Origin of the sequence: Bacillus sp. RC251, from assembly GCF_044908765.1 — a bacterium.
Taxonomy (GTDB): Bacteria; Bacillota; Bacilli; order Bacillales; family Bacillaceae_G; genus Bacillus_A; species Bacillus_A wiedmannii.
Genome location: NZ_JBIYDP010000012.1, coordinates 45,253 through 71,447, shown reverse-complemented (window position 1 = coordinate 71,447; position 26,195 = coordinate 45,253). Strand labels below are relative to the sequence as shown.

Annotated in this window: 35 protein-coding genes and 1 pseudogene; 20 read left to right on the top strand and 16 right to left on the bottom strand. The window is 36.2% G+C overall.

Annotated elements, in window-relative coordinates; translation table 11 throughout:
* Positions 1-20: 20 nt before the first annotated feature.
* Entirely contained in the window at positions 21-464 is a 444-nt protein-coding gene (locus tag ABH961_RS24965) for a hypothetical protein (protein WP_141520004.1), read from the top strand.
* Positions 465-486: 22 nt separating this feature from the next.
* On the opposite strand, the gene ABH961_RS24960 is transcribed toward ABH961_RS24965, so the two are convergent.
* Positions 487-1,302 carry a YhfC family intramembrane metalloprotease gene (locus ABH961_RS24960; protein WP_404520238.1) on the bottom strand — a complete coding sequence of 272 codons (816 nt, stop codon included), beginning with the start codon at positions 1,300-1,302 and terminating at the stop codon, positions 487-489.
* A gap of 99 nt (positions 1,303-1,401) precedes the next feature.
* Between ABH961_RS24960 and ABH961_RS24955 the strand changes: the two genes are divergently transcribed.
* Positions 1,402-2,133 carry a MerR family transcriptional regulator gene (locus ABH961_RS24955; RefSeq protein WP_087986023.1) on the top strand — a complete coding sequence of 244 codons (732 nt, stop codon included), beginning with the start codon at positions 1,402-1,404 and terminating at the stop codon, positions 2,131-2,133.
* A gap of 30 nt (positions 2,134-2,163) precedes the next feature.
* Here ABH961_RS24955 and ABH961_RS24950 read toward each other — a convergent pair whose 3' ends face one another.
* Positions 2,164-2,742 (bottom strand): YhcN/YlaJ family sporulation lipoprotein, encoded by a 579-nt coding sequence (locus ABH961_RS24950; RefSeq protein WP_000744033.1) that lies wholly within the window; start codon positions 2,740-2,742, stop codon positions 2,164-2,166.
* Between the two features lie 115 nt (positions 2,743-2,857).
* On the opposite strand from ABH961_RS24950, the gene ABH961_RS24945 reads away from it, so the two are divergent.
* The gene (locus ABH961_RS24945; protein ID WP_002008894.1) at positions 2,858-3,169 is read left to right on the top strand and encodes a YutD family protein; all 312 of its coding nucleotides are present in this window, start codon (positions 2,858-2,860) and stop codon (positions 3,167-3,169) included.
* 45 nt (positions 3,170-3,214) lie between these two features.
* Here the strand turns inward: ABH961_RS24945 and ABH961_RS24940 are convergent, their stop codons facing one another.
* From ABH961_RS24940 to glpX, 3 genes are all read right to left on the bottom strand, one after another.
* Positions 3,215-3,712: a cytoplasmic protein gene (locus ABH961_RS24940; RefSeq protein ID WP_404520219.1), complete on the bottom strand. Its 498-nt coding sequence runs from the start codon at positions 3,710-3,712 to the stop codon at positions 3,215-3,217.
* A 372-nt stretch (positions 3,713-4,084) separates the two neighbouring features.
* Positions 4,085-4,351 (bottom strand): DUF3055 domain-containing protein, encoded by a 267-nt coding sequence (locus ABH961_RS24935; protein WP_000392614.1) that lies wholly within the window; start codon positions 4,349-4,351, stop codon positions 4,085-4,087.
* Between the two features lie 16 nt (positions 4,352-4,367).
* Positions 4,368-5,339 (bottom strand): class II fructose-bisphosphatase, encoded by a 972-nt coding sequence (gene glpX, locus ABH961_RS24930; RefSeq protein ID WP_000439090.1) that lies wholly within the window; start codon positions 5,337-5,339, stop codon positions 4,368-4,370.
* A gap of 147 nt (positions 5,340-5,486) precedes the next feature.
* Between glpX and ABH961_RS24925 the strand changes: the two genes are divergently transcribed.
* The 3 genes from ABH961_RS24925 (at position 5,487) to ABH961_RS24915 (ending at position 7,518) form a co-directional block, all read left to right on the top strand.
* Positions 5,487-5,927, top strand: coding sequence for a DUF86 domain-containing protein (locus ABH961_RS24925; RefSeq protein WP_000274003.1), 441 nt, complete (start codon positions 5,487-5,489; stop codon positions 5,925-5,927).
* Between the two features lie 86 nt (positions 5,928-6,013).
* On the top strand, positions 6,014-6,646 hold the full coding sequence (locus ABH961_RS24920) for a helix-turn-helix transcriptional regulator (protein ID WP_000503338.1): 633 nt from the start codon (positions 6,014-6,016) through the stop codon (positions 6,644-6,646).
* 107 nt (positions 6,647-6,753) lie between these two features.
* A complete protein-coding gene (locus ABH961_RS24915) occupies positions 6,754-7,518 on the top strand; it encodes a TIGR01457 family HAD-type hydrolase (RefSeq protein ID WP_000276467.1) in 765 nt (254 codons plus the stop codon).
* 227 nt (positions 7,519-7,745) lie between these two features.
* Here ABH961_RS24915 and ABH961_RS24910 read toward each other — a convergent pair whose 3' ends face one another.
* Positions 7,746-8,327 carry an NAD(P)H-dependent oxidoreductase gene (locus tag ABH961_RS24910; RefSeq protein ID WP_098078296.1) on the bottom strand — a complete coding sequence of 194 codons (582 nt, stop codon included), beginning with the start codon at positions 8,325-8,327 and terminating at the stop codon, positions 7,746-7,748.
* Positions 8,328-8,941: 614 nt separating this feature from the next.
* Here ABH961_RS24910 and ABH961_RS24905 point away from each other — a divergent pair.
* On the top strand, positions 8,942-9,421 hold the full coding sequence (locus tag ABH961_RS24905; RefSeq protein WP_404520216.1) for a GNAT family N-acetyltransferase: 480 nt from the start codon (positions 8,942-8,944) through the stop codon (positions 9,419-9,421).
* Between the two features lie 23 nt (positions 9,422-9,444).
* Here ABH961_RS24905 and ABH961_RS24900 read toward each other — a convergent pair whose 3' ends face one another.
* Complete coding sequence (locus ABH961_RS24900; protein ID WP_000665100.1) at positions 9,445-9,936, bottom strand: phosphatidylglycerophosphatase A family protein; 492 nt, start codon at positions 9,934-9,936, stop codon at positions 9,445-9,447.
* Positions 9,937-10,056: 120 nt separating this feature from the next.
* Here ABH961_RS24900 and yutH point away from each other — a divergent pair, with 120 nt between their 5' ends.
* Entirely contained in the window at positions 10,057-11,058 is a 1,002-nt protein-coding gene (yutH, locus tag ABH961_RS24895) for a spore coat putative kinase YutH (protein ID WP_048528362.1), read from the top strand.
* A gap of 60 nt (positions 11,059-11,118) precedes the next feature.
* Here yutH and ABH961_RS24890 read toward each other — a convergent pair whose 3' ends face one another.
* Both ABH961_RS24890 and ABH961_RS24885 read right to left on the bottom strand, forming a co-directional pair.
* Positions 11,119-11,334 carry a hypothetical protein gene (locus ABH961_RS24890; protein ID WP_001125489.1) on the bottom strand — a complete coding sequence of 72 codons (216 nt, stop codon included), beginning with the start codon at positions 11,332-11,334 and terminating at the stop codon, positions 11,119-11,121.
* A 438-nt stretch (positions 11,335-11,772) separates the two neighbouring features.
* Entirely contained in the window at positions 11,773-12,009 is a 237-nt protein-coding gene (locus ABH961_RS24885) for a NifU family protein (protein WP_000431158.1), read from the bottom strand.
* 206 nt (positions 12,010-12,215) lie between these two features.
* Here ABH961_RS24885 and ABH961_RS24880 point away from each other — a divergent pair, with 206 nt between their 5' ends.
* The 5 genes and pseudogenes from ABH961_RS24880 (at position 12,216) to phnA (ending at position 15,839) form a co-directional block, all read left to right on the top strand.
* Entirely contained in the window at positions 12,216-12,524 is a 309-nt protein-coding gene (locus tag ABH961_RS24880) for a YuzD family protein (RefSeq protein ID WP_000248590.1), read from the top strand.
* Positions 12,493-13,371 (top strand): nucleotidyltransferase domain-containing protein, encoded by an 879-nt coding sequence (locus ABH961_RS24875; protein WP_404520213.1) that lies wholly within the window; start codon positions 12,493-12,495, stop codon positions 13,369-13,371. Before ABH961_RS24880 ends, ABH961_RS24875 begins: the two co-directional genes overlap by 32 nt.
* A 97-nt stretch (positions 13,372-13,468) precedes the next feature.
* Positions 13,469-14,146: a CPBP family intramembrane glutamic endopeptidase gene (locus ABH961_RS24870; RefSeq protein ID WP_404520211.1), complete on the top strand. Its 678-nt coding sequence runs from the start codon at positions 13,469-13,471 to the stop codon at positions 14,144-14,146.
* Positions 14,147-14,468: 322 nt separating this feature from the next.
* Positions 14,469-15,263 (top strand): annotated as a pseudogene (locus tag ABH961_RS24865) (DUF2628 domain-containing protein).
* A gap of 234 nt (positions 15,264-15,497) precedes the next feature.
* Entirely contained in the window at positions 15,498-15,839 is a 342-nt protein-coding gene (gene phnA, locus ABH961_RS24860) for an alkylphosphonate utilization operon protein PhnA (protein WP_048528370.1), read from the top strand.
* A gap of 196 nt (positions 15,840-16,035) precedes the next feature.
* Here phnA and ABH961_RS24855 read toward each other — a convergent pair whose 3' ends face one another.
* The 4 genes from ABH961_RS24855 to ABH961_RS24840 all read right to left on the bottom strand — a co-directional run bounded on the left by ABH961_RS24855 (position 16,036) and on the right by ABH961_RS24840 (position 19,009).
* Positions 16,036-16,833, bottom strand: a complete 798-nt coding sequence (locus ABH961_RS24855) for an ABC transporter permease (protein WP_048542284.1) — start codon at positions 16,831-16,833, stop codon at positions 16,036-16,038.
* On the bottom strand, positions 16,817-17,476 hold the full coding sequence (locus ABH961_RS24850) for an ABC transporter ATP-binding protein (protein WP_098078285.1): 660 nt from the start codon (positions 17,474-17,476) through the stop codon (positions 16,817-16,819). Before ABH961_RS24850 ends, ABH961_RS24855 begins: the two co-directional genes overlap by 17 nt.
* A gap of 55 nt (positions 17,477-17,531) precedes the next feature.
* Positions 17,532-17,705, bottom strand: a complete 174-nt coding sequence (locus tag ABH961_RS24845; protein ID WP_001054620.1) for an aspartyl-phosphate phosphatase Spo0E family protein — start codon at positions 17,703-17,705, stop codon at positions 17,532-17,534.
* Positions 17,706-17,938: 233 nt separating this feature from the next.
* A complete protein-coding gene (locus ABH961_RS24840) occupies positions 17,939-19,009 on the bottom strand; it encodes an NAD(P)/FAD-dependent oxidoreductase (protein ID WP_000682062.1) in 1,071 nt (356 codons plus the stop codon).
* Between the two features lie 350 nt (positions 19,010-19,359).
* Between ABH961_RS24840 and ABH961_RS24835 the strand changes: the two genes are divergently transcribed.
* The 3 genes from ABH961_RS24835 (at position 19,360) to ABH961_RS24825 (ending at position 21,098) form a co-directional block, all read left to right on the top strand.
* Positions 19,360-19,599, top strand: a complete 240-nt coding sequence (locus tag ABH961_RS24835; protein WP_000595024.1) for a YuzB family protein — start codon at positions 19,360-19,362, stop codon at positions 19,597-19,599.
* Positions 19,600-19,836: 237 nt separating this feature from the next.
* Positions 19,837-20,703 carry a diaminopimelate epimerase gene (gene dapF, locus ABH961_RS24830; RefSeq protein WP_048542278.1) on the top strand — a complete coding sequence of 289 codons (867 nt, stop codon included), beginning with the start codon at positions 19,837-19,839 and terminating at the stop codon, positions 20,701-20,703.
* Positions 20,704-20,744: 41 nt separating this feature from the next.
* Positions 20,745-21,098: a HesB/IscA family protein gene (locus ABH961_RS24825; protein WP_000573828.1), complete on the top strand. Its 354-nt coding sequence runs from the start codon at positions 20,745-20,747 to the stop codon at positions 21,096-21,098.
* Between the two features lie 145 nt (positions 21,099-21,243).
* On the opposite strand, the gene ABH961_RS24820 is transcribed toward ABH961_RS24825, so the two are convergent.
* The gene (locus ABH961_RS24820; RefSeq protein WP_048542276.1) at positions 21,244-21,807 is read right to left on the bottom strand and encodes a GNAT family N-acetyltransferase; all 564 of its coding nucleotides are present in this window, start codon (positions 21,805-21,807) and stop codon (positions 21,244-21,246) included.
* A gap of 223 nt (positions 21,808-22,030) precedes the next feature.
* On the opposite strand from ABH961_RS24820, the gene ABH961_RS24815 reads away from it, so the two are divergent.
* From ABH961_RS24815 to ABH961_RS24805, 3 genes are all read left to right on the top strand, one after another.
* Positions 22,031-22,372, top strand: coding sequence for a hypothetical protein (locus ABH961_RS24815; RefSeq protein WP_001224266.1), 342 nt, complete (start codon positions 22,031-22,033; stop codon positions 22,370-22,372).
* Positions 22,359-22,997, top strand: a complete 639-nt coding sequence (locus tag ABH961_RS24810; RefSeq protein ID WP_098078282.1) for an O-methyltransferase — start codon at positions 22,359-22,361, stop codon at positions 22,995-22,997. Before ABH961_RS24815 ends, ABH961_RS24810 begins: the two co-directional genes overlap by 14 nt.
* A gap of 105 nt (positions 22,998-23,102) precedes the next feature.
* Positions 23,103-23,456 (top strand): YxeA family protein, encoded by a 354-nt coding sequence (locus ABH961_RS24805; RefSeq protein ID WP_048542271.1) that lies wholly within the window; start codon positions 23,103-23,105, stop codon positions 23,454-23,456.
* A gap of 28 nt (positions 23,457-23,484) precedes the next feature.
* On the opposite strand, the gene ABH961_RS24800 is transcribed toward ABH961_RS24805, so the two are convergent.
* Positions 23,485-23,946: a 2-thiouracil desulfurase family protein gene (locus tag ABH961_RS24800; protein WP_048542270.1), complete on the bottom strand. Its 462-nt coding sequence runs from the start codon at positions 23,944-23,946 to the stop codon at positions 23,485-23,487.
* A 79-nt stretch (positions 23,947-24,025) separates the two neighbouring features.
* On the opposite strand from ABH961_RS24800, the gene ABH961_RS24795 reads away from it, so the two are divergent.
* Positions 24,026-24,907 carry a helix-turn-helix domain-containing protein gene (locus ABH961_RS24795; RefSeq protein ID WP_098642730.1) on the top strand — a complete coding sequence of 294 codons (882 nt, stop codon included), beginning with the start codon at positions 24,026-24,028 and terminating at the stop codon, positions 24,905-24,907.
* Positions 24,908-24,924: 17 nt separating this feature from the next.
* On the opposite strand, the gene ABH961_RS24790 is transcribed toward ABH961_RS24795, so the two are convergent.
* Entirely contained in the window at positions 24,925-26,172 is a 1,248-nt protein-coding gene (locus ABH961_RS24790) for an MFS transporter (protein WP_098847367.1), read from the bottom strand.
* Positions 26,173-26,195 lie beyond the last annotated feature (23 nt).

The following is a 26,195-nucleotide window of genomic DNA, read 5'->3' as shown; positions in this document are numbered from 1 at the left end:
TGAATAATTGAGGTGTAATGATGAAAAAAATGATATGTATTATATTCGGTCTTTGTTTTTTTATACACTTGTCCACAACATATGCAGAATCCAATCAAAAATTAAATTATCCAAGCAATCGAAATAAATCGTTTGTGAGTGAGGATGTGTTTTACGAACAGTTAGATAAGAAAATCTATAAAGAATACAACAATGCAACATATAGCGTTCGGAAAAAGATTTTATTTAAAGAAGTGCCCGATGAAGAATTTTCTTTCAGGCAAAAAACAGCCGTGGGTTGCCGGGGTGAAGTGGTGCTTCAAGATTTTTTTATTCACCCTGATCGCCAAGTTTATTTTTTTGCTTCCTTTTCTCAAAATGAAGTAGAAGAGGTTTATAAGTACATTGTTATAGATGCAGAAACAAGGAGGGAGTTGCAAGGGGGAAAAAGCTATCATCATTATGATAATCCATATAAAAAATAACCCACCAACTGGTGGGTTATTTTTACGCCGGTACATTCATTAATTTCTCTTTCATTTTACGAATAAGAATAACAGCACCAATTGTGAAGAGAAGGGTAATTCCTTCTGCAACAAAGATGTTAATTGTTTTTGTTTGATAAAGTGCCGCGAAAAAGTCTACAAATGCGTGGAATAATATAGCGTAAACAAGGAAGATATATTTCTTCTGTTTTACTGCGTATAAGACAAGCATTGTAAAGGCAATTTGCAATACAAGAGCCATAATTCTTTCCAAGCTGCCAAGGAAGTATAAATAAGCAGGTTGTTCTATTAACATATCCTTTACAAGATTTAATTGTGGTAGTTTTTCTGCCATTTGAGCGAAGCTACCATTGTTAATAGCATTAGCGAATATAAGTGTCTGTAATGCAGAGAATCCGCCAACTAAAATGGATTCAATCCCGCCGTGACCAATTCCATAAGCGAGGCCATCTTTATATTCTAGATATTTTTTTAGTAGGAAGAAGAAGGCAACGAAGCGTCCTAATTCTTCAAAAATACCAGCAGTTAGTCCGCCATAAATTGCAAAGACAAACGGATTTTCTAAAAATGGAGCGATTGCTGGATTACCACGCATAAATAGGTGGAACGGTGTTTCGAGAATTTGGGTAAATCCAATAAAGATAAGAACACCAACGCCGACCACTTTCCAATTAATATTATATTTTTTACGGAAATAAACAAACGCAATAATAGGTACCAGAATCGAAATCACAAGTTGAATTGTGATACTGGCAATTACCGTACTTGAAACCATACTTTCACCGCTTTCTAATATATGTACATATCTATTATGCATGAAATATAGTGGAGATGAAACTTTTAACAAAAAATGAATTTACTTATTGACTCTAACGTTGCGTCATACTTTATCGTATGTATTAAGGGGGAGATACACATGACAATGAAGGTAAAAGAAGTAGCTAATTTAGTTGGAATTAGTGTGCGCACACTGCATCATTACGATGAAATTGGGTTATTAACCCCAGACGAGACGACAGAGTCTGGATATCGTCTGTATTCCAATGAAAATTTAGAGACATTGCAGCAAATTTTATTTTTTAAAGAACTAGGCTTCCCTTTAAAGAAAATTAAAGAAATTATTATGAGTCCATCATTTGACCACGAAGAAGCACTACAGCTTCACAAGAAAATGCTTCTTGAAAAGCGTGCTAGGTTAGATAAAGTGATTGCGACGATTGATAAAACAATTCAGCATACAAAAGGAGAGATTGAAATGACGAATAAAGAGAAATTTGAAGGCTTCGATTTCAGCCATAATCCGTACGAAGAAGAAGCGCGTGAACGATGGGGAGACGCAGCTGTAGATAAAGCGAATGAATACGCGAAAGGTATGTCAAAAGACAATCAAGAAGAGTTTAATACGATTTATAGAAATTTGGCGGCGCTTAGACACGGCGCACCAGATTCTAAAGAGGCACAAGAAGCAATCGGGGTATGGTACGATTACTTGCAAAACTTCGGAGAATATTCATTAGATGCTTTTAAAGGACTCGGTCAAATGTACGTCGCTGATGAGCGCTTCACGAAAAATATCGATAAGTTTGGTGAGGGGTTAGCGCAGTTTATGTGTGATGCGATGGCGGTTTATGCGGATCGTAAGAAATAGTAAAAAAGGTGGAGGTTTTCTCCACCTTCTTTATTTTTTTATCATATCATTCAAAGTTTGATCCCCCGTATTGTTCAAATGAGGATTTTTGCTCATTTCTCGCTTTAGCATATCAAGGCTTTGTGTATATTCTGTATCATTTAACGCGCCAGATTGAAGCCCTTGAATTTGAGAAATCAACTTTTGGTCTGTTGATACATATGCTTTATAATAGCGAGGGACGATGGACAAAGCAGCTTTATATACTTGATCCGCTACGAGTTTTGGATCCGTTGTGTTTGCACGGTATACAACAAATACTTCATCATCGGTAACGAGCGTAGCAGCGTTTGTAACGTCAGGAAGTTTGACTGTCATGCTTGTAATCATTTCAGCGACTTTCTCACGGTTAATGGCTCCTACTTGTTTGTTAGATACTTCATGTTTTTGTTTAGATGAATAACCGACTCTCGTTAATCTTGTGTTTGTATTTTCCGTATGATACATGTCGTTTTTATTGGAAACAAGAACACGACTTCCTTCTTCACGTTCCATTTCGGCTTTATTAGATGATTGACAGCCTGCAAATAAGGAAAGAGTGAGGAGAGAGAGTATAATTTGTTTTTTCACGATGTATCACCTCCTTCTCCATAGCATGCACTAATTTTCAATTTTTTGTATTTGAAATTGTTGGTTGGTATGCTTTGTGATACGATAAAAAGAAGAATGCTTAGAGAGGAAGTTAATGATGGAGCAAAAGCAAGAGCAAGAGATGCATGCTACGGTGAGCATTAATAATGTGCAGTACGAAGTAATTAAAAACTTTCGTGACGGTTTTAGTGAAGAAGCATTTAAAGAGCGTTATGCAGAAATTTTAAATAAATATGATTATATCGTTGGGGACTGGGGTTATGAGCAACTTAGATTGCGCGGTTTCTTTGATGATAGTAATCAACGTTCGACATATGATACGAAAATTAGTACGTTAACGGAGTATTTATACGAGTACTGTAACTTTGGTTGTGCACACTTCGTATTACGAAAAGTGAAGAAATAAAAAAATCCTCTTACGATTGTAAGAGGATTTTTTGCATATTTTCGCTTATAAACAAATCGAGATATGATCACCTTCAGAAAGTATTGCATTTGGTTTCATTTGTTGTCCGTTCAATTGAATATCCCCATTTTTAATTTTATCCACAATGCGTGTACGGCTCCAGTCAGAAATATATGTGGATAAAGCTTTATCGATTCGGCGGGAACCGAAAACGATATCTAATACGATTGTAATTTCAGCTACGCCACTTTCTTTATGATGTGTAATGGAAATGGTAGTAGTTGTTTCTGTTTGATCTTGCGTATTCATGTCGACTGTTTCCACATGATCAGTAAATGATTTATAAATACGAAGTTTTTGGTTCCACGTATGATCTTTCGGACATTTATAAATGGCAAAACGATATATATTTTTTCCGTTGGCGTTATGCCTACGAATATTCGTGTCAGTAAATAGGGTAGTGCGTCTGCAATTTTTACAATACTTTTCGATTGTGTTTTGTTCATTTTCATATAAACTCCAAGAAAGTTGTACTTTCTGCATTTTTCTTCACCTCTTATAGTAGTGGCAAAGAAACGTAATACAGCTATTTGGATGTCTTGTAGTATGAAGACATGAGAAATAGACAAAAATAAAAGGAGGTTCCCCAAAGAGGAACCTCCGTAAACATCATACTACAGATGCGTTACGTTCCTTTGTAATGGGAATGGGCAGATTACTCCCTTGAAAAAGCATGGTGCTTTTTTGAGAGTAATGCTATCCAATTGCTGGTCCATTACAAAGTAGTTGTTGGCATACGTAGATAACGTCCTTTCTATCCAAATAGATTTATTCTTAATAATAACACAGAAGATTGAAAATTCAAAACTCTTGAAGTGAAAAACACCAGCTAAAATAGCTGGTGTATACGATAAATTATATAAGTTCAAATAAAAATGAGCGTAATTCTTCTGCAATTTCTTCAGTCATAGAAAATGCATGCTCTAAGTAGCCTGGTTCGTTTAAATCGTCAGGACCGATGATTGCAAATCTATTGCGCTGTATATCAAGGACAATTGTTTTACCGTAATGACGATCGGAGTATAAAAGCGCTAAATCATGACGCTCATTTTCTCCCATAAAGCTAACGAAACGAGTTCTTGTAGCGACTGTATCGTCGTACAGAAAGAAACGTTCTTCCATACACATGGCTCCTTTATTAAATATCTAAGTTTAAGTGTGGTTTATGATCTAAATGGTGATGCGTTTTAATGAATCGTACCGTTCTTGTTTTGTAACGCATAACGATAGAATATGTTTCAGCTAAATCTCCGCCAAGGAATTTAACACCGTCTAATAACTCACCAGCAGATACACCAGTTGCTGAGAAGATTGCATCATCCCCAGATACTAAGTCATCTAACATAAGAAGTTGACGAGGATCTTCTAATCCCATTTCACGACAACGAGCTTCTTCTTCTTCGTTCATTGGAACTAAGCGAGCTTGCATTTCACCTTCAAGGCATTTTAATGCTGCTGCAGAAATAACACCTTCTGGAGCTCCGCCAATACCAACGAATAAATCAATACCCGTTCCAGGTAGTGCTGTTGCGATTGACGCACCAACATCACCATCACCAAATAATTTTACGCGTGCACCTTTTGCACGAACACGGTCAATAATATCTTGATGACGTTCACGTTCTTGCACGATAACTGTTAGATCACGAATCTTTTTATTGTTAGCTTCTGCTACAATTTCAATTGTTTTTTCAATTGGATCATCTAAGCTAATTTTACCAGCTGCTTTTGGACCAACCGCGATTTTTTCCATGTACATATCAGGAGCATGAAGAAGGTTTCCTTTATCTGCGATTGCGATAACTGCCATTGCATTTGCAAGACCTTTTGCAACGATGTTTGTACCTTCTAATGGGTCAACGGCGATGTCTACTTCTGGACCGTTACCTGTTCCTAGTTCTTCACCAATATACAACATCGGTGCTTCATCAAGTTCTCCTTCACCGATTACAACTGTACCTGCCATGTTTACCGAATCAAACATATCACGCATTGCTGTAGTTGCTGCATCATCTGCTTCGTTTTTCTTTCCGCGGCCCATCCACTGTGCGGATGCTAATGCTGCTGCTTCTGTTACACGGACAATTTCTAGTGCGAGTTCACGTTCCAAGATTCCATTCCTCCAATTTCAAAAATCATACAAATATAACTATAACAAATAACGGAGAAAAGGTGAATTCGAAAAATTGTCGATTTTTTCAGAAGAAAGCGTTACAATTAAAATGTAAATGCTTTAATTTCCAGGTAGGTGACATTCATGTATTTTGTAGACAGAAAGAAAATAGAACAAATGCTAGTATGTTTAGAACGAGCAACAAGTACATTTCAAGAGAAAAAGATATATGAAACCGAGTTTGAATTTTACGCATTAGAACGTATAGCTCATCTAATTATTGATTGTGTATTAGATGTAGGGAATGCGATGATTGATGGATTTATTATGCGCGATCCAGGAAGTTATGAAGATATTATCGATATTTTGATGGACGAGCGAGTGATAAGTGCAGAAGAAGGACAAGGAATGAAAGAAATTATCCTTCTTCGAAAAATGCTTACGCAAGATTATATTCAAATGAATCATGATGAATTATATAAGACGATTCAAAAACATATTGCAGTGGTAGAGAAATACCCAGCAAATATTCGCAGTTATTTAGAGAAAGAATTAGGACCTGTATCTGCATTTGTACCAGAATAATTATGCTTATAAGATCCCCGGAACTGCCTTTTGGGGATCTTATATTGTATGTGAGAAAGTAAAGGGAAAAGGGAGAAGGGTTAAGCATGGGGGAAGCACGTACGACGAAAGATGAAATTGTACAATTGTTGAAAGTTAAGGGAGAGCACACAGTAGCGGAACTAGCTGACGTTTTAGAGATTACAGAAATGGCGATTCGAAGACATTTAAGTAATCTTGAGAAAGATGGTTTCATTTATTCTAAGATGGTAAGACAACATGTCGGAAGACCAACTTATTTATATGGATTAAGTGAAAAGGGAGAAGATACATTCCCGAAGGAGTATAAGCAATTTGCGATTGATATGCTAGAAGATTTAGCTCGAATGGGTGATGAAAAAATACTTCGTTACGTTTTAACAGAGAGAACGAAGCGAATGGAAGAACAGTTGCAAAAGCGAGTGAGTAATCAAAAGAATTTAGCATATAAAGTGCAAGAGATAGCAGCTATGCAAGAGAAAAATGGTTATATGGTTCAAATAAAGAGAGATGGAGAGAACTCTTTCGTAATTGAAAAACAAAACTGTCCGTTAAAAGAAATTGCAGAGAGATTCCCGCAAGTATGTGAAGATGAAAAAGAGATGTACAATCGTTTATTTGCAGGAGCAGATGTAAAGACGTTAGCAAACATGTGTGAGGGCGATTGTAGTTGTTCTTACCAAGTAAAAGAGAAAAAATGAACGTTATGGGGCGCTTTAAGGTAAAGCGTTTTTTTCTTTTTGAAAAGCGGGTAATATAAGAGTGGTATGATAGGTGAGAACGTTAGCATAGAAGGAGAGACATAATGATGTATAAAGGTTACTTAATTGACTTAGACGGTACGATGTATCGCGGAGAAGAACAAATTGAAGAAGCGAGCGACTTCGTAAAAGCATTAGGAGAGCGCGGCATTCCTTATTTATTCGTTACGAATAACTCAACGCGTAAACCAGAACAAGTGGCAGAAAAACTTGTTCGTTTCGATATTCCAGCGAAAGCAGAGCAAGTATTCACAACGAGTATGGCGACAGCGAACTTCATTTATGAACGTAAACAAGACGCAACTGTATATATGATTGGTGAAGAAGGCTTACATGATGCACTTGTGGAAAAAGGATTTGAACTTGTGGATGAAAATCCTGATTTCGTTGTTGTTGGTTTAGATCGTGACATCACATATGAAAAATTAGCAAAAGCTTGTCTGGCTGTACGTAACGGCGCAACGTTTATTTCTACAAATGGAGACATTGCCATTCCGACTGAGCGCGGATTATTACCAGGTAACGGTTCATTAACATCAGTTGTAGCCGTATCAACAGGCGTAGATCCAATCTTTATTGGAAAACCAGAATCAATCATTATGGAACAAGCTCTAAAAGTGCTTGGTATAGAAAAAAATGAAGCATTAATGGTTGGGGATAACTACGATACAGACATTTTAGCGGGAATAAATGCTGGCATGCATACGCTTCTTGTCCACACTGGAGTCACAACTGTGGAGAAGTTAACAGAATATGAAGTACAACCAACGCAAGTTGTGCATAACTTGACGGAGTGGATTGAGAAGATGTAATGAAGAAAGGCTGTTCCAAATTTGGGAACAGCCTTTTTCTGGTTATTTGCGAGCAACCCGATTTGTGTGGGCTAATAATCAGTTGTGAATCGCGTCGATTTTTGTCGGTAAGTCGATATATCTAGAAAATCGCTGATATAATCTGATTTGCGCTGATATATTTAAAAAATCGCCGATATAATCTGAGTTACGCCGATATATTTAAAAAATCGCTGATATAATTTTATTTAAAACGCACGATTTACTACTTCTTTTACCTCTTCAAGATATTCCTTACGCACACTGTCATCCACAGACGGAACACTCGTATAGAATGTATGCTCAATTGTTTCAATGCCTGTAAATTCAAAAATACCAACATCCGCTGTTTTCTTCATTGCGTCAAACATACCGCCTGCTGTGTATGCTTCTTTCGAATTTCCCATTGTAGATAATAATAAGCCCTTTTTACCGCTTAATAACTTTTCAATACCGTTTTCACCGTAAGCATAAGCGAAGCCGTGACTAAATACACGGTCAACGTATCCTTTTAAAATAGCAGGAAGACCCGCCCACCAAACTGGGTAAATAAATGTAATGCTATCAGCCCAAGAGATATGCTCTTGTTCTTCTTTAATATCTTCTGGTGTGTTTCCTTGAGAAAATGAGATGAAATCGGAAGCGCCTAATACTGGATCGAAGTTTAATTCGTATAGATCGCGAACGCGTACTTCATGACCTTTTCCTTCTAACTCATGTTTTACAGTTTCTAAAATCGCATGGTTGAAGCTTTCTGTATTTGGGTGTGCATAAACGATTACATGTTTCATTGTTCTGCCTCCTATTTGTGGATATGTGAATAGTTTTTTATTTATGTAACAATTATGGTTACTTCTTTTGCGGAAGTCAAATGATACATATGTATAAAAAGACGGCAAAAATCGTCTTTCTATACCCCACTCATACAAAGAACAAAGAAAACAAATAAAATGATGACAATACCAATGCCGAAATTAAATACGAGAGTACTATCCATATTATGTAACCTCCTTATTTGAAAGTAAAAAGCACTCTAGCCAAGAGTGCTTTTTTTATTTTGAGTCTACTTCAAAACTTTGAGAAAAGGGTTCATGCATGTAAGAGTTACATTATTTTATGTGTGTATATTTTGAAATGAGTAAGTCCTTGTGAGGTATAAAAAAAAGACACTCTTTTGAGTGTCTTTCATGATGACAAAATGTGCCAATTGCTTGAGTTTGATAAGGCGCTAATATCCGTTTTAACGCCTTTTCTTTGATCAAGAAGTGTAGCAACAGCGATTCAAATAAATTGTACCATTTGTTTCATAGGTGTGCGTATGTAATTATGCATATTCCAATTAGAGGGAAATGAGGCGCGAAAAATGAATGAGTATATATAGAATATTTGATTAGGGGAGAGAAGGATGAATATACACAAGTTAACGGTAGCAGAAGCAAACTATATAAATACGTGGAAGTACGAAGAACCTTATAATTTATATAGTTTTTCAGGAGAGGAAGAAGTAATAGAAGAATTATTAGATGGGACATATTATGGCTGTTGTGACGATAAGGGAGAGTTTATCGGCTATTTTTGTTTTGGGGAAAATGCACAAGTACCAGGTGGAAGAGATGCTCATTTATATGGTGGAGAAGATGTAATTGATATCGGACTTGGCATGAAGCCATCGTTAACAGGGAAAGGGCTGGGAAAAATGTTTTTTCAAGCTGGGATAGCGTTTGCTGCGAAAGAATATAAGCCAAAAACGTTCCGACTTAGTGTAGCGACATTTAATACAAGAGCGATTACGCTATATAAAAACATAGGTTTTCAGCAAGGTCCTATTTTTTTGAGTCGCGGAAGAGAATTTATGCTCATGGAATATGAAAGACCGTCAGTATGAAACTGACGGTCTTTCATGTTTTATTATTCCGAATGCTCAGCTCTGTGTGCTAAACGGCTTGAAGCAGCGGCAGCGATCCCGCCAACGATATCATCAAGGAATGTGTGCACCTTTCCAGATGATTTATCATTTAAGAATTCTAAAATACCAGGTTTTAATTTATCGATATATCCAAAGTTCGTGAAACCGATAGAGCCGTACACATTAACGATAGAAAGTGCGATCACTTCATCAATTCCGTATAAGCCTTCATCACGTTTTACGATATCTTGTAACGGCTCACTTAACATTCCTTTTTCAGCAAGGACATCGAGTTCGATACCAGTAATCAGTGCGTTTTGTACTTCACGTTTTGATAATACACGCTCAACGTTATAACGGCATTCTGACATCTCTAAATTTGGATGATATTTTTTTTGAAGAAAATGAACAAGCTCAGCAATATCGTCAATTGTTACACCACGTTCTTGTAATAGTTGTAATGCTCTTTCTTGTAGTTGATTTGATTCTTTCATGTTTATCACCTTTTTTTCTTTTTAGTATTTGTATACGTTTCGTTGCTTTATCATGTGCATAGGAATGAAAGGCGAGCACAAGCTCATATATATAAAGAAAAACCATAGGTGGCGACTGCGATGATTCATCATATTTATGAGCATTATCATATGCATGTTAAAGAATTAATCCCCCTTGGCCCCTATAAAAGCTTTTGGATTCGCAACAAAATTTATGTACTTGTTCCAATTGGAGAAATGGAGGAAGAAGTACTTGTAGAGATGAAAAAGCTCAGTGATTATATGAACCAGCAAGGGGATATAACTGTAGCGACTTTCGTTCCGACTATACACGGGTACTATGTAAGTGAGATAGAAGAACAAAATTACTGCTTATTAAAAGGTATGCGTGCGTTAGAACGACATGCTACATCATTAGGAAGTGAGCTTTCTATATTCCATAAACGAGGTGCATTCTTTCCAGAAGAAATCGAGCAATTAAGCCGCATAGGCGAATGGAAAGCGTTATGGGAAAAAAGGCTCGATCAATTAGAAAAGTTTTGGCAATCACAAGTGATGAACCACCCTACAGACGTATTCGATCAATTGTTTATTGAATCCTTCCCGTATTACTTAGGAGTTGCAGAAAATGCAATTCAGTATGTTGTCGATACAGAGATGGATGATACGCCGCAACTGACTGATGCAGCAACAATTTGCCAAGAACGATTCACACCTTTATTATGGCATCAAACGAAGCGTCTCAAACTTCCTTTCGATTGGGTGTATGATCACCCAACTCGAGATATGGCAGAATTAATTCGCTATATGATGATAGAAAAAAAGAAAGACTGGGAGCAAACAATCGTTCAATTTGTTACAGATTATGAACGGAATTATTCGCTATCCTCATTTGGTTGGCGCCTATTATTTGCAAGGCTCCTGTTTCCGCTTCACTACTTTGAAACAGTCGAACGATATTACCAAACAGGAAATGAAGAACAAAAAAGCATATATAGAGATCGCTTAGAAGCCATTTTACACGATGTGAACCGCTCTGAGCAATTTATGAAGCACTTTTATGGCTCACTTCGTTTACCAGTCGATAAGTTAGGGATTAGGAAATTAGATTGGCTATCTTAAAATATAAAAAAGAGACCGATTAAGGTCTCTTTTTTATATATCACAATTGTATGTAATACATTATGCCCCTACCTGTTGATCTGCACATATATTTAAAATGAATTGATGTCTTTCGATTTTTTCATTTACTTTACTCAATAATTCTTGCTGAATTTCTTTAAATAAAAATTGATAACTTGCATTCCATGTTGGTATAACGGATGAAAGGTCTAATAAATACTCTTTTTTCTTTTCTAGTTCTTGAATTGTTAAGAAAGTGTTCCCCATTTTTGGCATGTGTCGTCCCCCTATGTTTTTTACTTTTATATGTGTGAACGATTCTATAGTATTAATTATCTCACTTTTTGAGAAGGATTTCCAATTTTGTTTTATGATGTTAAAGGAGAAGTGTTTTTTGAATAAAAAAAGAGACCCAAATGGGTCTCTTTCTAGGAAGCGATTTTGAACGAGCCGCTTCCGCTTTTAGATTAATATCTAGCTCCAGCGGCTAAAATGTTCGGTGGCTTCGCTTCTTCCGCCGAGGCAAAAAGCGCCTCTATGTCAAAAGCTCCATCCTCCTTACATTCTGAACGAGCCGCTTCCGCTTTTAGATTAATATCCAGCTCCAGCGGCTAGAACAGTCGGCCATTTCGCGCCTTCCTGTGAGGCAAAAAGCGCCTCTTCGTCAGGAGCTCCAATGACCTCCTGTTTTGAACGAGCCGCTTCCGCTTTTAATTAAAATACTTGTTCTACTTCAATAACGCCTGGTACTTCTTCTAGTAATGCGCGTTCGATACCAGCTTTTAGTGTGATTGTAGAACTTGGGCAGCTTCCGCAAGCACCCATAAGGCGTAATTTTACAATACCTTCTTCAATGTCTACTAATTCAACGTCTCCGCCATCGCGAAGTAAGAATGGACGTAATTTATCTAATACTTCTAGTACTTGTTCTTCCATATGTGGGTTTTCCATTTTTATCGACTCCTTTCATCAGTTTTATTATAATCAAGATAGAGGGGAAAATCTATTTTTTCTGTTCTTGTTTTAATGTCGAAATTTTTTATCATGTTTACAACGTGTTTTTTCAGTATAGGGGTATGGAATAAGTTTGTAAAATGATGTGCTTATGTACTAAGACATCTGAATATACTGTTGAAACAAGAAGTGGGGGAGAAGAAATGGTTAATGTGCAAGTGTATGGGACGAAAGTAATTTGTGCGAGCTGCGTTGGAATGCCATCTTCAACAGAAACATTTGAGTGGCTACAAGCGGCGATTGGTCGTAAATATGAAGGACAAGAAAATAAATTTAATTTCGAGTATATTGATTTTCAAGAAGAACAAGAAGATGAAGATAAAAAAGCATTCGCAGAGCGCGTAGTGGAAGAAGATTTATTTTATCCGGTCGTTCTTGTAAATGGGGAAATTGTTGGAGAAGGAAATCCTCGTTTGAAGGATGTTTACGAAGAAATCGAGAAATATTTATAAAACAGGAAGCCTTTGCGAATTTGCGAAGGCTTTTTTTATTGGAGGGATAGATGTGCAAAATGGAGTGAAGCATGCGTTACCAACGGAAGTACAACAGTTAATGGAGCGGTACACAATAGAATTAAAAGAAAATTTTTTAGATGAGAAAATAGTCGGGGTATATATTTACGGATCCATCGCACTCGGTGCATTTCATGGAGAAACGAGCGATGTTGATTTTATTACAGTAATAAGTGATTCCGTGAATGAAGCTGAAAAACAGCAACTTGTCGAACTTCATAAGAAAATTAGTGGTAGTACGTTAGGTAAGAGAATGGATGGTATGTATATTCCGCTTGCTGATTTAGGAAAATACAATGATGAAATGAATGAGTACGTGTATTGTGCAGATGGTAAAGCAAATATAGGTCATTGGGATATTAATGCGGTCACATGGTGGACGTTAAAAAATCAAGGTATTACAGTTACTGGGAAAGAAGCTGAAGATCTTTCGTTTCAAATAAGGTGGGACGATGTAGTAAATACGATGAAATACAACGTAGAACAATACTGGAGTGAAAAAGCAAAGCAGCCATATTTATTTTTCGTAGAAGAGTGGGTAGAATCAGCTGTCGTTACGATGGGCCGTATTTTATATACACTGGATCATAAAACAATCGTTTCAAAAGATAGTGGATTGCAATACTTGTTAGAACGTTCAGCGGAAGAATGGGGGCTTTTATTAAAAGAAGTAGCGAGAATACGGCAGAATCCAAAAGAAAAGCGAATGCTCTCAAGGTGGAGAAGGGCAGATATGACGAGGAAGTACTTACTGCATTTAATTGAAACATGTAGAGAGAAATGGTAGGAAAAAAACAGATGATACATTAGATTGTATCGTCTGTTTTTGTGTTAGGATATGGTATATAATGGATTAAAAGGTTTAATTATACTGGAGGGATAGGATGAATACAGAATTAGCTACATATGAAGAAAAGAATGTACAAATGAGTATGCGCGAAGTAATTAGTATGATAATAATTATTTTTGGAGTCATGTATGGAATTGATTTTTTGAACATTATATATGACTCTTCCTTATATCCATGGTATGTAGATTATCTTATTCCGCCTTTAACATTTCTTACTATTATTTTAATATACTCACCAATAAGAAATTACTGTGCACATTTATTAAAATCAATACAGTTCAATAATTTTAAGCATTATGTAACGATAGTAATGACGATGATCGTACTGCTTATATATCTTGCGGTATTAAATTTAGTTTTACCACATGGGCTTGGTGTGAATGAATCTAATATAGTAATAGAGCCTACTAAAAGTGAAATCATTTTATACGTAGTTGTACTCACAATTTTCGCACCGATTTGGGAAGAACTTTTATTTCGGGGGATGTTTTTCACGAAATTATCTCAGCGCTTTTCTACACTTAGTAGTGCCGTTATAAGTGCTGTTATCTTTACTTTAGGTCATCCCCTTACAGTAGGGAGTGTTTTATATATTTTTGGTGGTGGTATATGTTTAGCTTATACGTATAAGAAAACAAATAACTTACTCGTCCCATGGGGGATTCATTTATTAAATAATGCATTTTTTATATTAGTAAATTTTCAACTGTAAAAAGACGCCTTTTTGAAAAGGGCGTCTTTCGTATTTTGTAGAAATGGATTTACATGTACTGTGTAGAGGAAAGGTAATACGAAATATGGATAGTTTCATGTGAAACATTTTTAGTATTAAATATATAAAAAGTTTAACTTAGTGTATTAAACGTATCATTCATAAGTATTCTAATATATTTAAAAGTAATATGAAATAATAAACGGATAATTGTTGGAATATATTCGATTTTCGTTCATTTTTATGAAATATATGTACTTTTTGTTAGATTCCTTCTTTTTATTTCTATAAAATACACGTATGTAGAAATGAGAAAAGGATGATGTACGTGAGGGACACTGTTTTACAAGAAACAATTTCTCCGCAACAGTTACATACAGTCGTTCAAAAGAATACGGCGTATTATGACTTTAAGTGGGGAAAGATAGAAAATCCAGCGCAAGGAAATACTTGGAATTGGGTAGCCTTTTTCTTCCCAGTTTTTTGGTTAGCTTATCGTAAAATGTATAAGTTGTTTATTATACTTACGTTACTGGCGGTACCTAGTATATTTGTAACTCCTTTTATAGATATTCCAGATGGGATTTTTTTATCAATTGGTCTAGTTTTTCAATTAGGAATGATGATATTTACTGGATGGCAAGGAAACCGTTTATATTATAAGCACGCTGTCCGTATTTTACATAAGGAAGAAAATATGCCTGATCATGAGAAGGCGTATTACTTACAATCAAAGGGTGGCGCTAGCTTGGCTCGCATGATTGGTGTACAAGTTATAGTGGCGCTAGTATTTGGTGGAGCTATGTTCGGACTCTCCTTTTTACGAACTGAACCAAATATAAAAAACGTTGTTCGTGCAAGTGATGAAGGATTTACTTTAGAGATTATGACGGATAATCCAACGTGGAAGCTTGTAACGAAAGAAAAAGATTATGATGTAGTAGAATTTACCGGTTATGATTATACGGAGAAGAAAAACGTAAAAATTAAATTTGCTGTTTATTTCGCTGAAGATTATTTCGAGTGGTAAGAGGTATACGAGAATAATAAGAAGATAAGTGAAGAAGAGTTGGAAGAGTATCAATTTTATATTGAAGAGAATGGTTGGGGGTTCTAGTGAGAACTCGTTCATTTTGAAAAGAAGGATCTTGTGAAGGTTCTTCTTTTTTATTGGAAACACCATACGAATTAAAAATTTGTAAAATACAATAAAAAGTGAGAATTTGAGGTAGGGTTGTCAATAACGTGAGACTATGGCACTATAAAGAAATGCTATACAAATTTTATTTATCGAGATGTAAACATCAATTTTGATTTTTACGTATAAATAATGAACGGAGGAAATGAATTTATGGCTACTTTACCTAATTGTCCAAAATGTAATTCAGAATATACGTATGAGGATGGCGTTCTTTTCGTATGTCCAGAATGTGCTCATGAGTGGGGCCAAGAAGCAGAAACTGAAAATAATGATGGTGCAAAAGTTGTAAAAGATGCGAACGGAAACGTTCTTCAAGATGGCGACGCTGTTACTGTCATTAAAGATTTAAAAGTAAAAGGAACTTCTTCAGTTGTGAAGATCGGTACGAAAGTAAAAAGTATCCGTCTAGTTGATGGCGATCACGATATCGATTGCAAAATCGACGGTTTCGGAGCTATGAAATTAAAATCACAGTTCGTGAAGAAGGCGTAAGTAAAAGAGGAGGCGAATAGGCCTCCTCTTTTTATTATGTCATTTTTTGTCGGTAAGTCGATATTCCTTGTCGAATCGCCGATATATTTCAAAAATCGTCGATATATTTTGAGTTATGATAGATATATTCGAAAAATCGTCGATATAATTTCACTCACCGAGAACGGTGCATCATTTACCAAGCGAGAGTTACGATTCACTTCGCAGCATAGTCAATCTCTTTCAACTGACACCGCTTATTAAAGAATGTTTTATATCCAAGCTGTAAGAAGATAATAACAGCAAAAGCAGTGCTTCCTGAAATACCAAGTATGATAGCAATTTGATATTGAATGGCTGTAAATGGTGATACACCAGATAAGATTTGACCAGTCATCATGCCTGGTAAGCTTATAATCCCCATTCCGACCATAGAATTGATTGTTGGTAAAATAGCAGAGTCAAAAGCGTCTCGAATGAGCGGAGCAGCAGCTTCTTTCGGTGTTGCGCCGAGCATAAGTGCACCTTCAATTTGACCTCTTTGCGATTTCATATTATTTAAGAACGTATTTGCACCGAGAGAAACGCCTGTCATCGCATTCCCGACTAACATTCCCGTAATCGGAACGATATATTGCGGAGCATACCAAGGGTCATGACCGATAATAACAAAGATAAATAGTAGAAGTGGCCCAATTGATCCGGCGACCATGGAAAGGGCGGCTACTCGTTTTAATTCTTTAGACATTGGGATGTTAACCCGTTTATAAATATTAAAAATTGCAAAGGTAGTAATAGAAGTAATAAGAGCAATTGTATAAAATGGATTACTATTTTCAAATACGTATGTAAGGACATATGCAACAAGTACGAGCTGAATCGTCATACGGAATGTTGCGAGCGCGATTTGTTTTTCGCGAGGTATTCCTTTTAATTTTACAAGTCCAATTAAAATAAGAATGAAAATATAGGCAGCTGCAAGTTGCCAAATTTGGAGTTCAATAACGCCCTTCAACAGAGAGCACTTCCTTTCTAGTTGCACCGTTTTCTTTACTAATCTCAATAATATCGTCTGCAATTTCTTCTGGAAGTTGTTGTGAGTGTGTAATGAAGATAACTGTTTTTTTCTTTTCTCTTGCTAGCATAGTAAATTGTTTCATAACGCGGCGTTCTGTATCGCTATCTAGTGCCGAGGTTGGTTCATCTAATAAATAAACAGGTGGATCCATAAGTACGATACGTGCAAAAGCAAGTCGTTGTTTTTCTCCGCCTGATAATGAATCAGCGTTGTCTTCTAATTTTTTTTCTAAGCTAACAGTCGTTAATGCGCTTCGCAAGGCATCGTCATTTGGAAATGGTTTTTCAGAAAAACGAAGTCCCATTAATAGATTGTCTTTAATCGTTCCATCAAAAATAGGTGGCGTTTGTCCAAGCATGACTACGTCACGTCGTAATTGAATTGGAGGATAATCGGAAATTTGTTTTCCGTTATATTCAATTGTACCGGATGTTGGAGATTGCAAATCATTTAGCATGCGGAGCAATGTACTTTTTCCGCTCCCACTCTCACCGATAATACATGTGATTTTTTCTTTTTGAATCTGTAAATAAGGAATTTGTAGTATATCTTTATATGTAACGTCTTTTAATATAAACATAGATGGCTCCTTTCTGATTCTAGTTCTATCGTATCAAAAAAAGAGGGGGAAATGGTTATAAAGAGCAACGTTTTTTCTTCGTCTTGAGTTCTATTAATAAGTTAAGTAAACGATCTAATTCTTGGCTGAAAGAAATCACTTTATCATGAGTGAATCCGTACTTTTCAACGAGATAGATCAATTCTTTCTTCTTCGCTTCTATTCGATCGTTTAGTTTCGTTAAGTTCATAAGTGAAATGGAATACCTCCTGTAAAAGTATTTACAACATAAAAAATAAGACCGAATGACTTCGGTCTTAAAGGAAATAATAAAACAACTTATGAATAGCATACACTGTTTATCGGTAGTTTTTAATATAAAAATGAAAAATAAATCATTATTCATATTGAGAAAGATGTGTCTGATAATTTTTAAAAACTGATGCAAAGAGGCTGCCTACATAGTAGACAGCCTGTAAAGTATTAACCTTTATGATATTTGTACATCCAAAGAAGACCGGATTTTAATAATCTCGGTACACGTCCCATTAATGGTTGGTTTGCTAGTAAACCGAAGCCGTGCTTCTTACCAAGAGAGCCGAGAACACCTTTTAATTTAATTACAGGTAGTTCGTCAGGAAGTGGTTCATTATTCCAACGTTTTAATAATATTTGGACAATTTGTTCTCCTTGACCTTCAGCAAGTTGTGCAGATGGAGCGTGTGGAAGTGCTGCGCAATCTCCTACAACATACACGTGCTCGTTATTTGGAATATTGTGATATTTTGTTAAAACAACCCGTCCGCTACCATCTTGTTCAACTGGAAGGTTTCGAACAACTTCATTTGCTTGAATACCAGCTGTCCAGACGATTGCATCACATTCAAGTGGTTCATCGTGGTTGTACACAATATTTGGTTCTACTTTTGTAATGTTAGAGTTTCGTATAATAGTAACCTTATGTTTTACGAACCATTCTTCTACGTATCTACTTAATTTCTCTGGATATGGGAATAGAATTCTATCTTTTCGATCAAATAAGTGAATTTTTAAATCAGAACGGCTTTCGCGAAGTTCACTTGCAACTTCAACGCCACTTAATCCAGCACCAACGACAGCTACTGTTGCGTTTGGTTCTAGACTATTTAATTGTTCATATGTCTTACGTGTTTGTTCAATCGATTGTAGGCTATGTGTATATTCCTTCGCCCCAGGAACGTTATGATATTTATCCTCACAGCCAAGACCGATAATTAAATCATCATATGGGATCGCTTCGCCGCCATCGAGATGAACAGCTTTTTCTTCGAGATCAATATTTGTTATTGTGCCGTATTGAATATTGAGGCGTGGGTGCTCGGGAAACGGTATACGAATATGTGTTTCTGAAATAGTACCCGCAACTAATGCATAATATTCAGTTTTGAAGCAATGGTATGGTACTTTGTCGATTAATGTCACTTGTACATCATCTGGAAGTTGGTTGCTTGGAAGTAGCCGCTGTAGAATTCTCATTCCCCCGTAGCCGCCACCCAGTATTACGAGGTGTTTCATGATGGATTACCCCTTTTCTGTTGAAATATCCCCTAATCACACAATTTTATATTAATAAAATATTTCGACTTTACTCAATCAAATTATATCGAATTTGTGAACAAATAACAATGCATGAATGAATACTCTGTTGTACAATAAGAAGAAAAGTAAAGTAAACTGTTTTGCCTTTGTAGTTACCATTTCATTGCAAGTAGCATGTTATATAAAATAAGTCCATCTACTTTGAAGTGAAATAGTGAAGTAACTAAATAGTTTAGAATATATAACGAAAACAACAAGAGACAGCTTAGTTTTCTTCTTATAGATAGTCAGAAGGTAATTTGTTTTGTAGTACAGGGGGGAGAATTTTGATTAAACCATTAATTGAATTTTGTGTAGGTAACCTTGCGAGTGGTTCACAAGCAGCTTTAGAGAAATTAGAAAAAGATCCGAATTTAGATGTAATGGAATATGGTTGTTTAGGATATTGTGGTATTTGTTTTGAAGGGCCGTTTGCACTTGTAAATGGTGAAGTCGTACAAGGTGCTACAGTAGAAGAACTTGTCCATAATGTATATGAGTATTTGGATGAAAATCCAATGTTTTAAGGTGTTGCAATCAGCAGCACCTTTTTCTATTAGATAAAATCTTCTTTCGCGGGGGAGGATAATATTGTATGTAAATAAAAAAGGCCCTTGTAGAAGGGCTTTTTTCTTACACAATTTGTGCAAGAATGGCTCATCGCCAAATGTTGTCAAATATGAGAAACGGGGGACATTCATATTGTGTTCTAAAAGCATGCATTTTATACTTAAAATAACAAACTATTTTTGGAGTGAATACAAATGAGCCAATTTTCTTTTACAAAAATGCATGGTCTTGGCAATAGTTATATATATGTAAATATGTTTGAAGAACAAATTCCTGAAGAAGATTTAGTTCTTGTGGCGGAAAAGGTTTCCAATATTAATACTGGTATTGGAGCAGATGGAATGATTTTAATTTGTCCATCTGACGTAGCTCCGGTGAAAATGCGCATGTTTAATAATGATGGTTCAGAAGGAAAGAGCTGTGGTAACGGTTTACGCTGCGTAGCGAAATATGCGTATGAGCATAAACTAGTAGAAGAAACAGTTTTCACAATTGAAACGTTAGCTGGTATTGTAACGGCGGAAGTAACGGTAGAAGAAGGGAAAGTTACATTAGCGAAAATCGATATGGGAGCACCGCGTTTAACACGTGCAGAAATACCGATGCTTGGTGAAGGTGAAACACCATTTATTCGTGAAAACTTCTTATACAATAATCATCGTTACGCATTTACAGCTGTTTCAATGGGGAATCCGCATGCGGTTATTTTTGTTGATGATGTAGAGCAAGCACCTCTTACAACACTTGGTCCAGTTCTGGAGACACATGAAATGTTTCCAGAGCGAGTAAATGTTGAATTCATCGAGATTTTGAATGATGCAGAGATGAACTTCCGTGTTTGGGAACGTGGATCTGGTGTAACACAAGCTTGCGGAACAGGAGCGTGTGCTGCGGTTGTAGCCTCTATTTTAAATGGAAAGATGGAACGTGGTAAGGAAATTACAGTTCATTTAGCTGGCGGCGATTTAATGATTGCATGGACAGAAGAAGGCAATGTGTTAATGAAAGGACCAGCGGAAGTAATTTGCCGCGGAGTGTATGAGTACAAGATAGAAGCGTAAAGATGTATAATAGAATGAGAACAGAAAGGATGGTGTATTTCATGATTGAAGTAACAGAACAAGCAGCTTTTCAAATTAAAGATATGTTAAAAGATGCTGAAGATGGAGAGAAGTACGTGCGCCTTGCTGTACATGGCGGCGGATGTACTGGCCTTTCTTACGGATTAGGATTTGAAGTAGAACCAAAAGAAGACGACACAGTTCTTGAATTTTTCGGTGTTGAATTTGTTATCGATAAAGAAAGTGCTCCAATTGTTAAAGGAGTAAAAATTGATTATAAACAATCTATGCTTGGCGGCGGATTCACAATCGACAATCCAAACGCAATCGCATCATGCGGATGTGGATCATCTTTCCGTACAGCGACGAATGCTGGTAAGCCAGAAGAGTGCTAAGTTTTTAGCAGAAATAGAGAAAGACCTTTTTAGCGATGAAATAAAATCGTTAAGGAGGTCTTTTCTTTTGTCGTAAAAAATCAAAACGTCGCCTTCCAAATTTAGAAACCGACCTTAAGATATGTTGCACAATGAATTTTAAAATCTAATTTATCTTTGCAAAGATGCAAGTATCAATTAGTTGTTTACCGTCAGCTGAAAGATCTTCATTACGTAATATCCCTTCAAGCTCAAAACCTAGTTTTTCAGGAATCGCACGACTTTTCGTGTTATTACATTCACATCGTATTTCAATCCTTCTAAATTTGAATAACTGAAATCCAAGGTTTATTAACGCACTTACTGTTTCTGTCATATATCCATTGCCACCAAATTGCGTGTTAATCCAGTATCCAATTTCACATTTAGAAACCTTCCAATCAATTGCGTGAAGGCTAGCAGTTCCAATAAAATCATTTGTCTCCTTATGATAGATAAGATAGCGGAAGCTTTCTCTTTTCAAAAAATCTATATGCGCATTTCTCAGGAGAATTTCCGTTTCTTCAACAGTAGGAATTGACTGGAATAAAAGCAGCCATTGTTTTAATTCACTAATTGAATCTTTAATAGCTTGGTGTACTACATTTCCTTCACCAGCTTGAAGTGGTGCCCGAAGAATGAGTCTGTCTGTTTCTATTTGTAACGGAACATCTAATAAAATAGGATTCATATTATTTCTCCTCTCAAAAGCTAGAAAACAATAAATATATATTCCATTCATCATTTAGGAATCCCTTTTCACATATTGAAAACGAAAACGCTACTTAGAAAGGAGTTAAATGATTCCTTTTTAATTAGCGGTTTTTCTTTTGTTTTGACATTTCGTATACAAACGTATACAATTTTGATTAACGAAATAAACGTATACATTTGTATACAAAGGGGGATTTGAAATGAGAAAAGATAAGTTCATGAAAGAAGGACACCACCGTGGTGAGCGTCATAAAGGGAGAGATGGATCGCATCATCGCGGACCGAAAACATTTCGCCGCGGGAGAGCAATTGCCTTTTTAGAAATGATGAATTTGAAACGAGCGACAATTAAACAACAGTTAAGTGAGCCAGAATTCCAGTCAATTCAGCAAATTTTAATCGGGGAATTAAAGGCAATTGATATGGTTATTAATGAATTTACACAACTATTTGAAATACATGAGAGTGAAACAGAAGAAGCGCCTACGTTAGATGAGAAGGCAAATCTAGAGCAAGGGACTGCATCTGATGAAACAAATTAATCGTTATATCGATTCAGTGTTTTGTGATCAAGATGCTCTTTTGGATGAAGTGATTGCTTCCATAAAAGAAAACGAAATGCCGCCGATATCGGTATCACCTTCTTCGGGGAAACTTTTAACGATGTTAGTTTCCATTTCTGGAGCAAAAGATGTATTAGAAATAGGTGCATTAGGTGGGTATAGTGGCATTTGTCTTGCGAGAGGTTTTGGAGAAGAAGGTACGTTAACTTCACTTGAACTAGAAGAGAAATACGCAGAGGTAGCGCATCGTAATTTACATAAAGCGGGATTTGGAAAACAAGTGTCGTATATGACTGGTGCTGCTTTACAAAGTCTTGAGAAATTAGTCACAAGTAATAAGCGGTTTGATTTCTTCTTTATCGATGCCGATAAGGAGAATTATGAAAATTATTTAACGTACTGTATTGAGCTTGCTAATCCAGGTGCTGTAATTGTTACAGATAATGTTTTAGCTGGTGGTAGTGTAGCTGATGAAAGTGCGAAACAAAAACGTTATACAGAAGTTATGAAGAAGTTTAATGAAGTAGTAGCAACTCATCCAAGTTTAGAATCCGTACTCATTCCAATTGGTGATGGGATGACGGCTTCTAAAGTGAAGAAATAATTATTATCTTACAAAAGTGTAATGTTCATGTCATGTTTTTGAATTTCTTCTTTAAAGCTTAGGCTTTAAGATAACAATATAAGAAAAACACATGAGGTGAAGGAAATGAAAAGATATATTGCACTTTTTAGTATTTTAGTTGTATTTGCAAGCCTATTAGTTGGCTGTGATTTAAATCGTATGGGTAAAGACGAGTATTATGTTCAAATTACAGTAGATGGAAAAGAGTATAATGGTAAGTCTGATAACGGAGAGCCATACAAACATTTTGAGTATAAATTAAAAGGGTTTGATAAAGACGGAAAAGAAAAAGAATTAGAATTTAATGCTCAAAAAAATCTTCGTAAAGATGCATTCTTACGTGTATACTATTCAGATAAAAAAGGTGTATCAGCTTGGGAAGAAGTAAAGAAAGATGAGCTTCCTGCGAAAGTGAAAGAAAAACTAGGTGCAAAATAAGAAAGAAAAAAGGAATTGACGAACAGGGTCAATTCCTTTTTATATTCTCAAAATCCTCTTCTGAAATGACTTTAAATCCATGTCTTTTGAGTAAAGCAGTTGTTACCCCGTAACCAATTTGTTTATTGCCGTTAAACTCTCCGGTGTAAATCGTTGAACTACCACAAGATGGACTGCGTTCTTTCAAAATAATATATTCAGGATGTAAACCTTTCATTTGTTCTAGAGCTTTATAAGCGCCATTTACAAATGCTTCTGTGACATCTTCACCGTCTTTTGTCATCACTTTTGCTTTTCCATCCAAAACGTCATCGCCATTCCCGCCAATAATTTCAGCTGAGGGACGAGGTGTTGGCAATCCTCCTAATACTTCAGGGCAAACAAGTAAGGTATCTTCTCTTTGTAATAACTCCTCTATTTTTGAAACGAGATTGTCATTTCCATCATACCGACAAGCGATACCACCTAAACAAGCGCTAATTACGATCATATTTTCATCTCCACTAAAAAATATTAAATATCACGCCAATTTCTCTTCCTGCTTCTTACCTATAAATGAGGTGATAAAAATGGGAAGCTTATATAATTTAATGAAACCATATAGTGAATTTCGAAGTAAAGAAGAGTTTAATACATACCAAAAACAAGTTTTGAAGTGCTATCGATTTCAATTGAATAAAACGGATGTTATTATTATTCATTTTTTAGGAAAGTATGCAGTGAATGAGAAACAGAAAACAGTGGGAGTTGCTTGTCCGTTAATGGAGACGATTGCTACAAATGTTGGAAAAAGTATTCGTACAGTACGCCGTTCAATTGCAAAATTAGAGGAACTAGGAATTATAAAGCGTGTTGCGACAAAAGAAAGACATAAGCGCGGTGGATATAGTGCGAACTTATATGTATTTCTTACATCTGCAATTGACCGCATGGATGACCGTATGAAACTGTCCGCATGTGAAAGTGAGGATCGTGCAGATGGCTGTAGTAAAAAGGAGCAAAAATATGAGGGGGAAACAATTCTTTTTAAAAACATTCCACAAATAAAAGAGAATAGAAAAGAAACGTACGAACTTGATGAGACGTATTGCCGTCACGATATACCGAAGCCTTTTATATACGCACTTGTGCCGATGACGCGTAATCCGAAAAAGATTAATATATTTTGGAGTAAGGTGGAACTTGCATATAAAAAGAGCGGGTTACTAGAGCAAGGTGTTTTACTGGAGCAAATATTAGCTGATGACGAAGTGTATGGAAACTTCATTTGGCGAGTGAAGAGTGTTGTGAGAGCGTATAAATACGGGGAAATCCGTAAAAATGTGAAGGCTCTTTTATACAGTACAGTGCGGGATCTATTTTTAGAGGTTGGATTAGAATGGGGAGCAGCTGTGAGAAGAAGTAAGGGGATACAGTTATTTGATCCGTTTAAAAAGGAGCCATGCGTATAACACATGACTCCAAGTAGTTAATCAAACTTCCTTACAACTGGAACACGAATCGCTACAAAGAGTACGAAGACGATAACGGCGATTGCACCGCTTTTCATAACGGTTACGATTGGAATTCCTATTGCAAGTGCGATTGATGTGAATGCATAAGAAAGCGGGATAAAGCCCATTGATGAGAGCATAAGTAAACTCATTACGCGTCCCATCATTTCTTCTTTTACTGTCGATTGAATCATCGCCATAAGCGGAACGATAGCCATTGCAATTGTAATACCGTAAAAAATGCCAGCTAATAATGCTTGCCAAAGTACGGTGCTAAAGTTGATGGATAAGAAGAATACACCAGACAGTAGCATCATGATAATGCAAAATAGACCGCGTCTACGATTAATATTTTTTAAACCGACAATGACAGCGCCTATCGCCATTCCGCCTCCTACAGATGCTTCTAAGTAACTAAACTGAAGCGAGTCACCGTGCAGAACATTTTTAACAAAAAGCGGGAAACCGACTTGCATCGGACCGATTAAAAATAAGTTTAAAAAGGCACTACAAATAAGGAAGGTTGAAAGGAATGGTGATTCCTTTACATATAAGATGCCTTCTTTAATAGAAGTGAACATGCCTTTGTCTGTATTTTGCTGTTCTGGCATCGTAAATTGTATTTTTTGAACGAGTATGGCTGCGATGATCAGTAATAAAATCGTGATCGAAAAGATCGTTTCATAGTTCGTAAATTTGATAAGAATTCCGCCAAGTACAGGGCCTAAGATGACCGATGCTTGGTTTGTCATTTGTGTAAGTGAATTTGCTTGTGTTAAACGGCTTTTTTCTACAAGTTCAGGTAAGATAGATCCATCAGCTGACCAGAAAAAAGCATCAGCAAGCCCAAAGAATAAAGCGAATAAAGCAAATGTATATAGTGTTACATCACCTACGATGAACCATGTAAGGATGGTTGCGACGAGAATAGCACGAATAATATTAGAATAAAACATAATGTTTTTTTTCGGGAATTTATCAGCTACAGCACCGCCGATAATCATAAAAATAAGCCTTGGAACACTAAGAGCTACGAAAACAACACCGAGTGAAGCCTCAAGGTTTAATGTTTTTGCTATGTACCACGTTTGTGAAAAAGTAAAAAAGGCTAAAGCAAAACTTGAAAAAAGAGTAGCTGCCCAAAGGAAAAGGAAATTCGTATTTTTTAATAATGGTTTCGCATTTTCTTTTAAAGCAGATTTATTTTGTTGTAGTTCCTCCATATTGCTTCCTTTCTATGTGACAA

Coding starts and splice junctions, on each gene's coding strand:
- ABH961_RS24935 (WP_000392614.1), bottom strand. CDS start 4,351: ATGGAAGAACGTTTCTTTCTGTACGACGATACAGTCGCTACAAGAACT.
- ABH961_RS24825 (WP_000573828.1), top strand. CDS start 20,745: ATGATTGAAGTAACAGAACAAGCAGCTTTTCAAATTAAAGATATGTTA.
- ABH961_RS24945 (WP_002008894.1), top strand. CDS start 2,858: ATGATGGAGCAAAAGCAAGAGCAAGAGATGCATGCTACGGTGAGCATT.
- ABH961_RS24920 (WP_000503338.1), top strand. CDS start 6,014: ATGGGGGAAGCACGTACGACGAAAGATGAAATTGTACAATTGTTGAAA.
- yutH (WP_048528362.1), top strand. CDS start 10,057: ATGATTCATCATATTTATGAGCATTATCATATGCATGTTAAAGAATTA.
- ABH961_RS24915 (WP_000276467.1), top strand. CDS start 6,754: ATGTATAAAGGTTACTTAATTGACTTAGACGGTACGATGTATCGCGGA.
- ABH961_RS24795 (WP_098642730.1), top strand. CDS start 24,026: ATGGGAAGCTTATATAATTTAATGAAACCATATAGTGAATTTCGAAGT.
- ABH961_RS24910 (WP_098078296.1), bottom strand. CDS start 8,327: ATGAAACATGTAATCGTTTATGCACACCCAAATACAGAAAGCTTCAAC.
- ABH961_RS24810 (WP_098078282.1), top strand. CDS start 22,359: ATGAAACAAATTAATCGTTATATCGATTCAGTGTTTTGTGATCAAGAT.
- ABH961_RS24845 (WP_001054620.1), bottom strand. CDS start 17,705: ATGAACTTAACGAAACTAAACGATCGAATAGAAGCGAAGAAGAAAGAA.
- ABH961_RS24850 (WP_098078285.1), bottom strand. CDS start 17,476: ATGTTTATATTAAAAGACGTTACATATAAAGATATACTACAAATTCCT.
- ABH961_RS24955 (WP_087986023.1), top strand. CDS start 1,402: ATGACAATGAAGGTAAAAGAAGTAGCTAATTTAGTTGGAATTAGTGTG.
- ABH961_RS24875 (WP_404520213.1), top strand. CDS start 12,493: ATGTTTACGAAGAAATCGAGAAATATTTATAAAACAGGAAGCCTTTGC.
- ABH961_RS24880 (WP_000248590.1), top strand. CDS start 12,216: ATGGTTAATGTGCAAGTGTATGGGACGAAAGTAATTTGTGCGAGCTGC.
- ABH961_RS24960 (WP_404520238.1), bottom strand. CDS start 1,302: ATGCATAATAGATATGTACATATATTAGAAAGCGGTGAAAGTATGGTT.
- ABH961_RS24900 (WP_000665100.1), bottom strand. CDS start 9,936: ATGAAAGAATCAAATCAACTACAAGAAAGAGCATTACAACTATTACAA.
- ABH961_RS24870 (WP_404520211.1), top strand. CDS start 13,469: ATGAATACAGAATTAGCTACATATGAAGAAAAGAATGTACAAATGAGT.
- ABH961_RS24790 (WP_098847367.1), bottom strand. CDS start 26,172: ATGGAGGAACTACAACAAAATAAATCTGCTTTAAAAGAAAATGCGAAA.
- ABH961_RS24800 (WP_048542270.1), bottom strand. CDS start 23,946: ATGATCGTAATTAGCGCTTGTTTAGGTGGTATCGCTTGTCGGTATGAT.
- ABH961_RS24905 (WP_404520216.1), top strand. CDS start 8,942: ATGAATATACACAAGTTAACGGTAGCAGAAGCAAACTATATAAATACG.
- ABH961_RS24805 (WP_048542271.1), top strand. CDS start 23,103: ATGAAAAGATATATTGCACTTTTTAGTATTTTAGTTGTATTTGCAAGC.
- ABH961_RS24940 (WP_404520219.1), bottom strand. CDS start 3,712: ATGCAGAAAGTACAACTTTCTTGGAGTTTATATGAAAATGAACAAAAC.
- ABH961_RS24815 (WP_001224266.1), top strand. CDS start 22,031: ATGAGAAAAGATAAGTTCATGAAAGAAGGACACCACCGTGGTGAGCGT.
- ABH961_RS24890 (WP_001125489.1), bottom strand. CDS start 11,334: ATGCCAAAAATGGGGAACACTTTCTTAACAATTCAAGAACTAGAAAAG.
- phnA (WP_048528370.1), top strand. CDS start 15,498: ATGGCTACTTTACCTAATTGTCCAAAATGTAATTCAGAATATACGTAT.
- ABH961_RS24885 (WP_000431158.1), bottom strand. CDS start 12,009: ATGGAAAACCCACATATGGAAGAACAAGTACTAGAAGTATTAGATAAA.
- ABH961_RS24925 (WP_000274003.1), top strand. CDS start 5,487: ATGTATTTTGTAGACAGAAAGAAAATAGAACAAATGCTAGTATGTTTA.
- ABH961_RS24965 (WP_141520004.1), top strand. CDS start 21: ATGAAAAAAATGATATGTATTATATTCGGTCTTTGTTTTTTTATACAC.
- ABH961_RS24840 (WP_000682062.1), bottom strand. CDS start 19,009: ATGAAACACCTCGTAATACTGGGTGGCGGCTACGGGGGAATGAGAATT.
- dapF (WP_048542278.1), top strand. CDS start 19,837: ATGAGCCAATTTTCTTTTACAAAAATGCATGGTCTTGGCAATAGTTAT.
- ABH961_RS24820 (WP_048542276.1), bottom strand. CDS start 21,807: ATGAATCCTATTTTATTAGATGTTCCGTTACAAATAGAAACAGACAGA.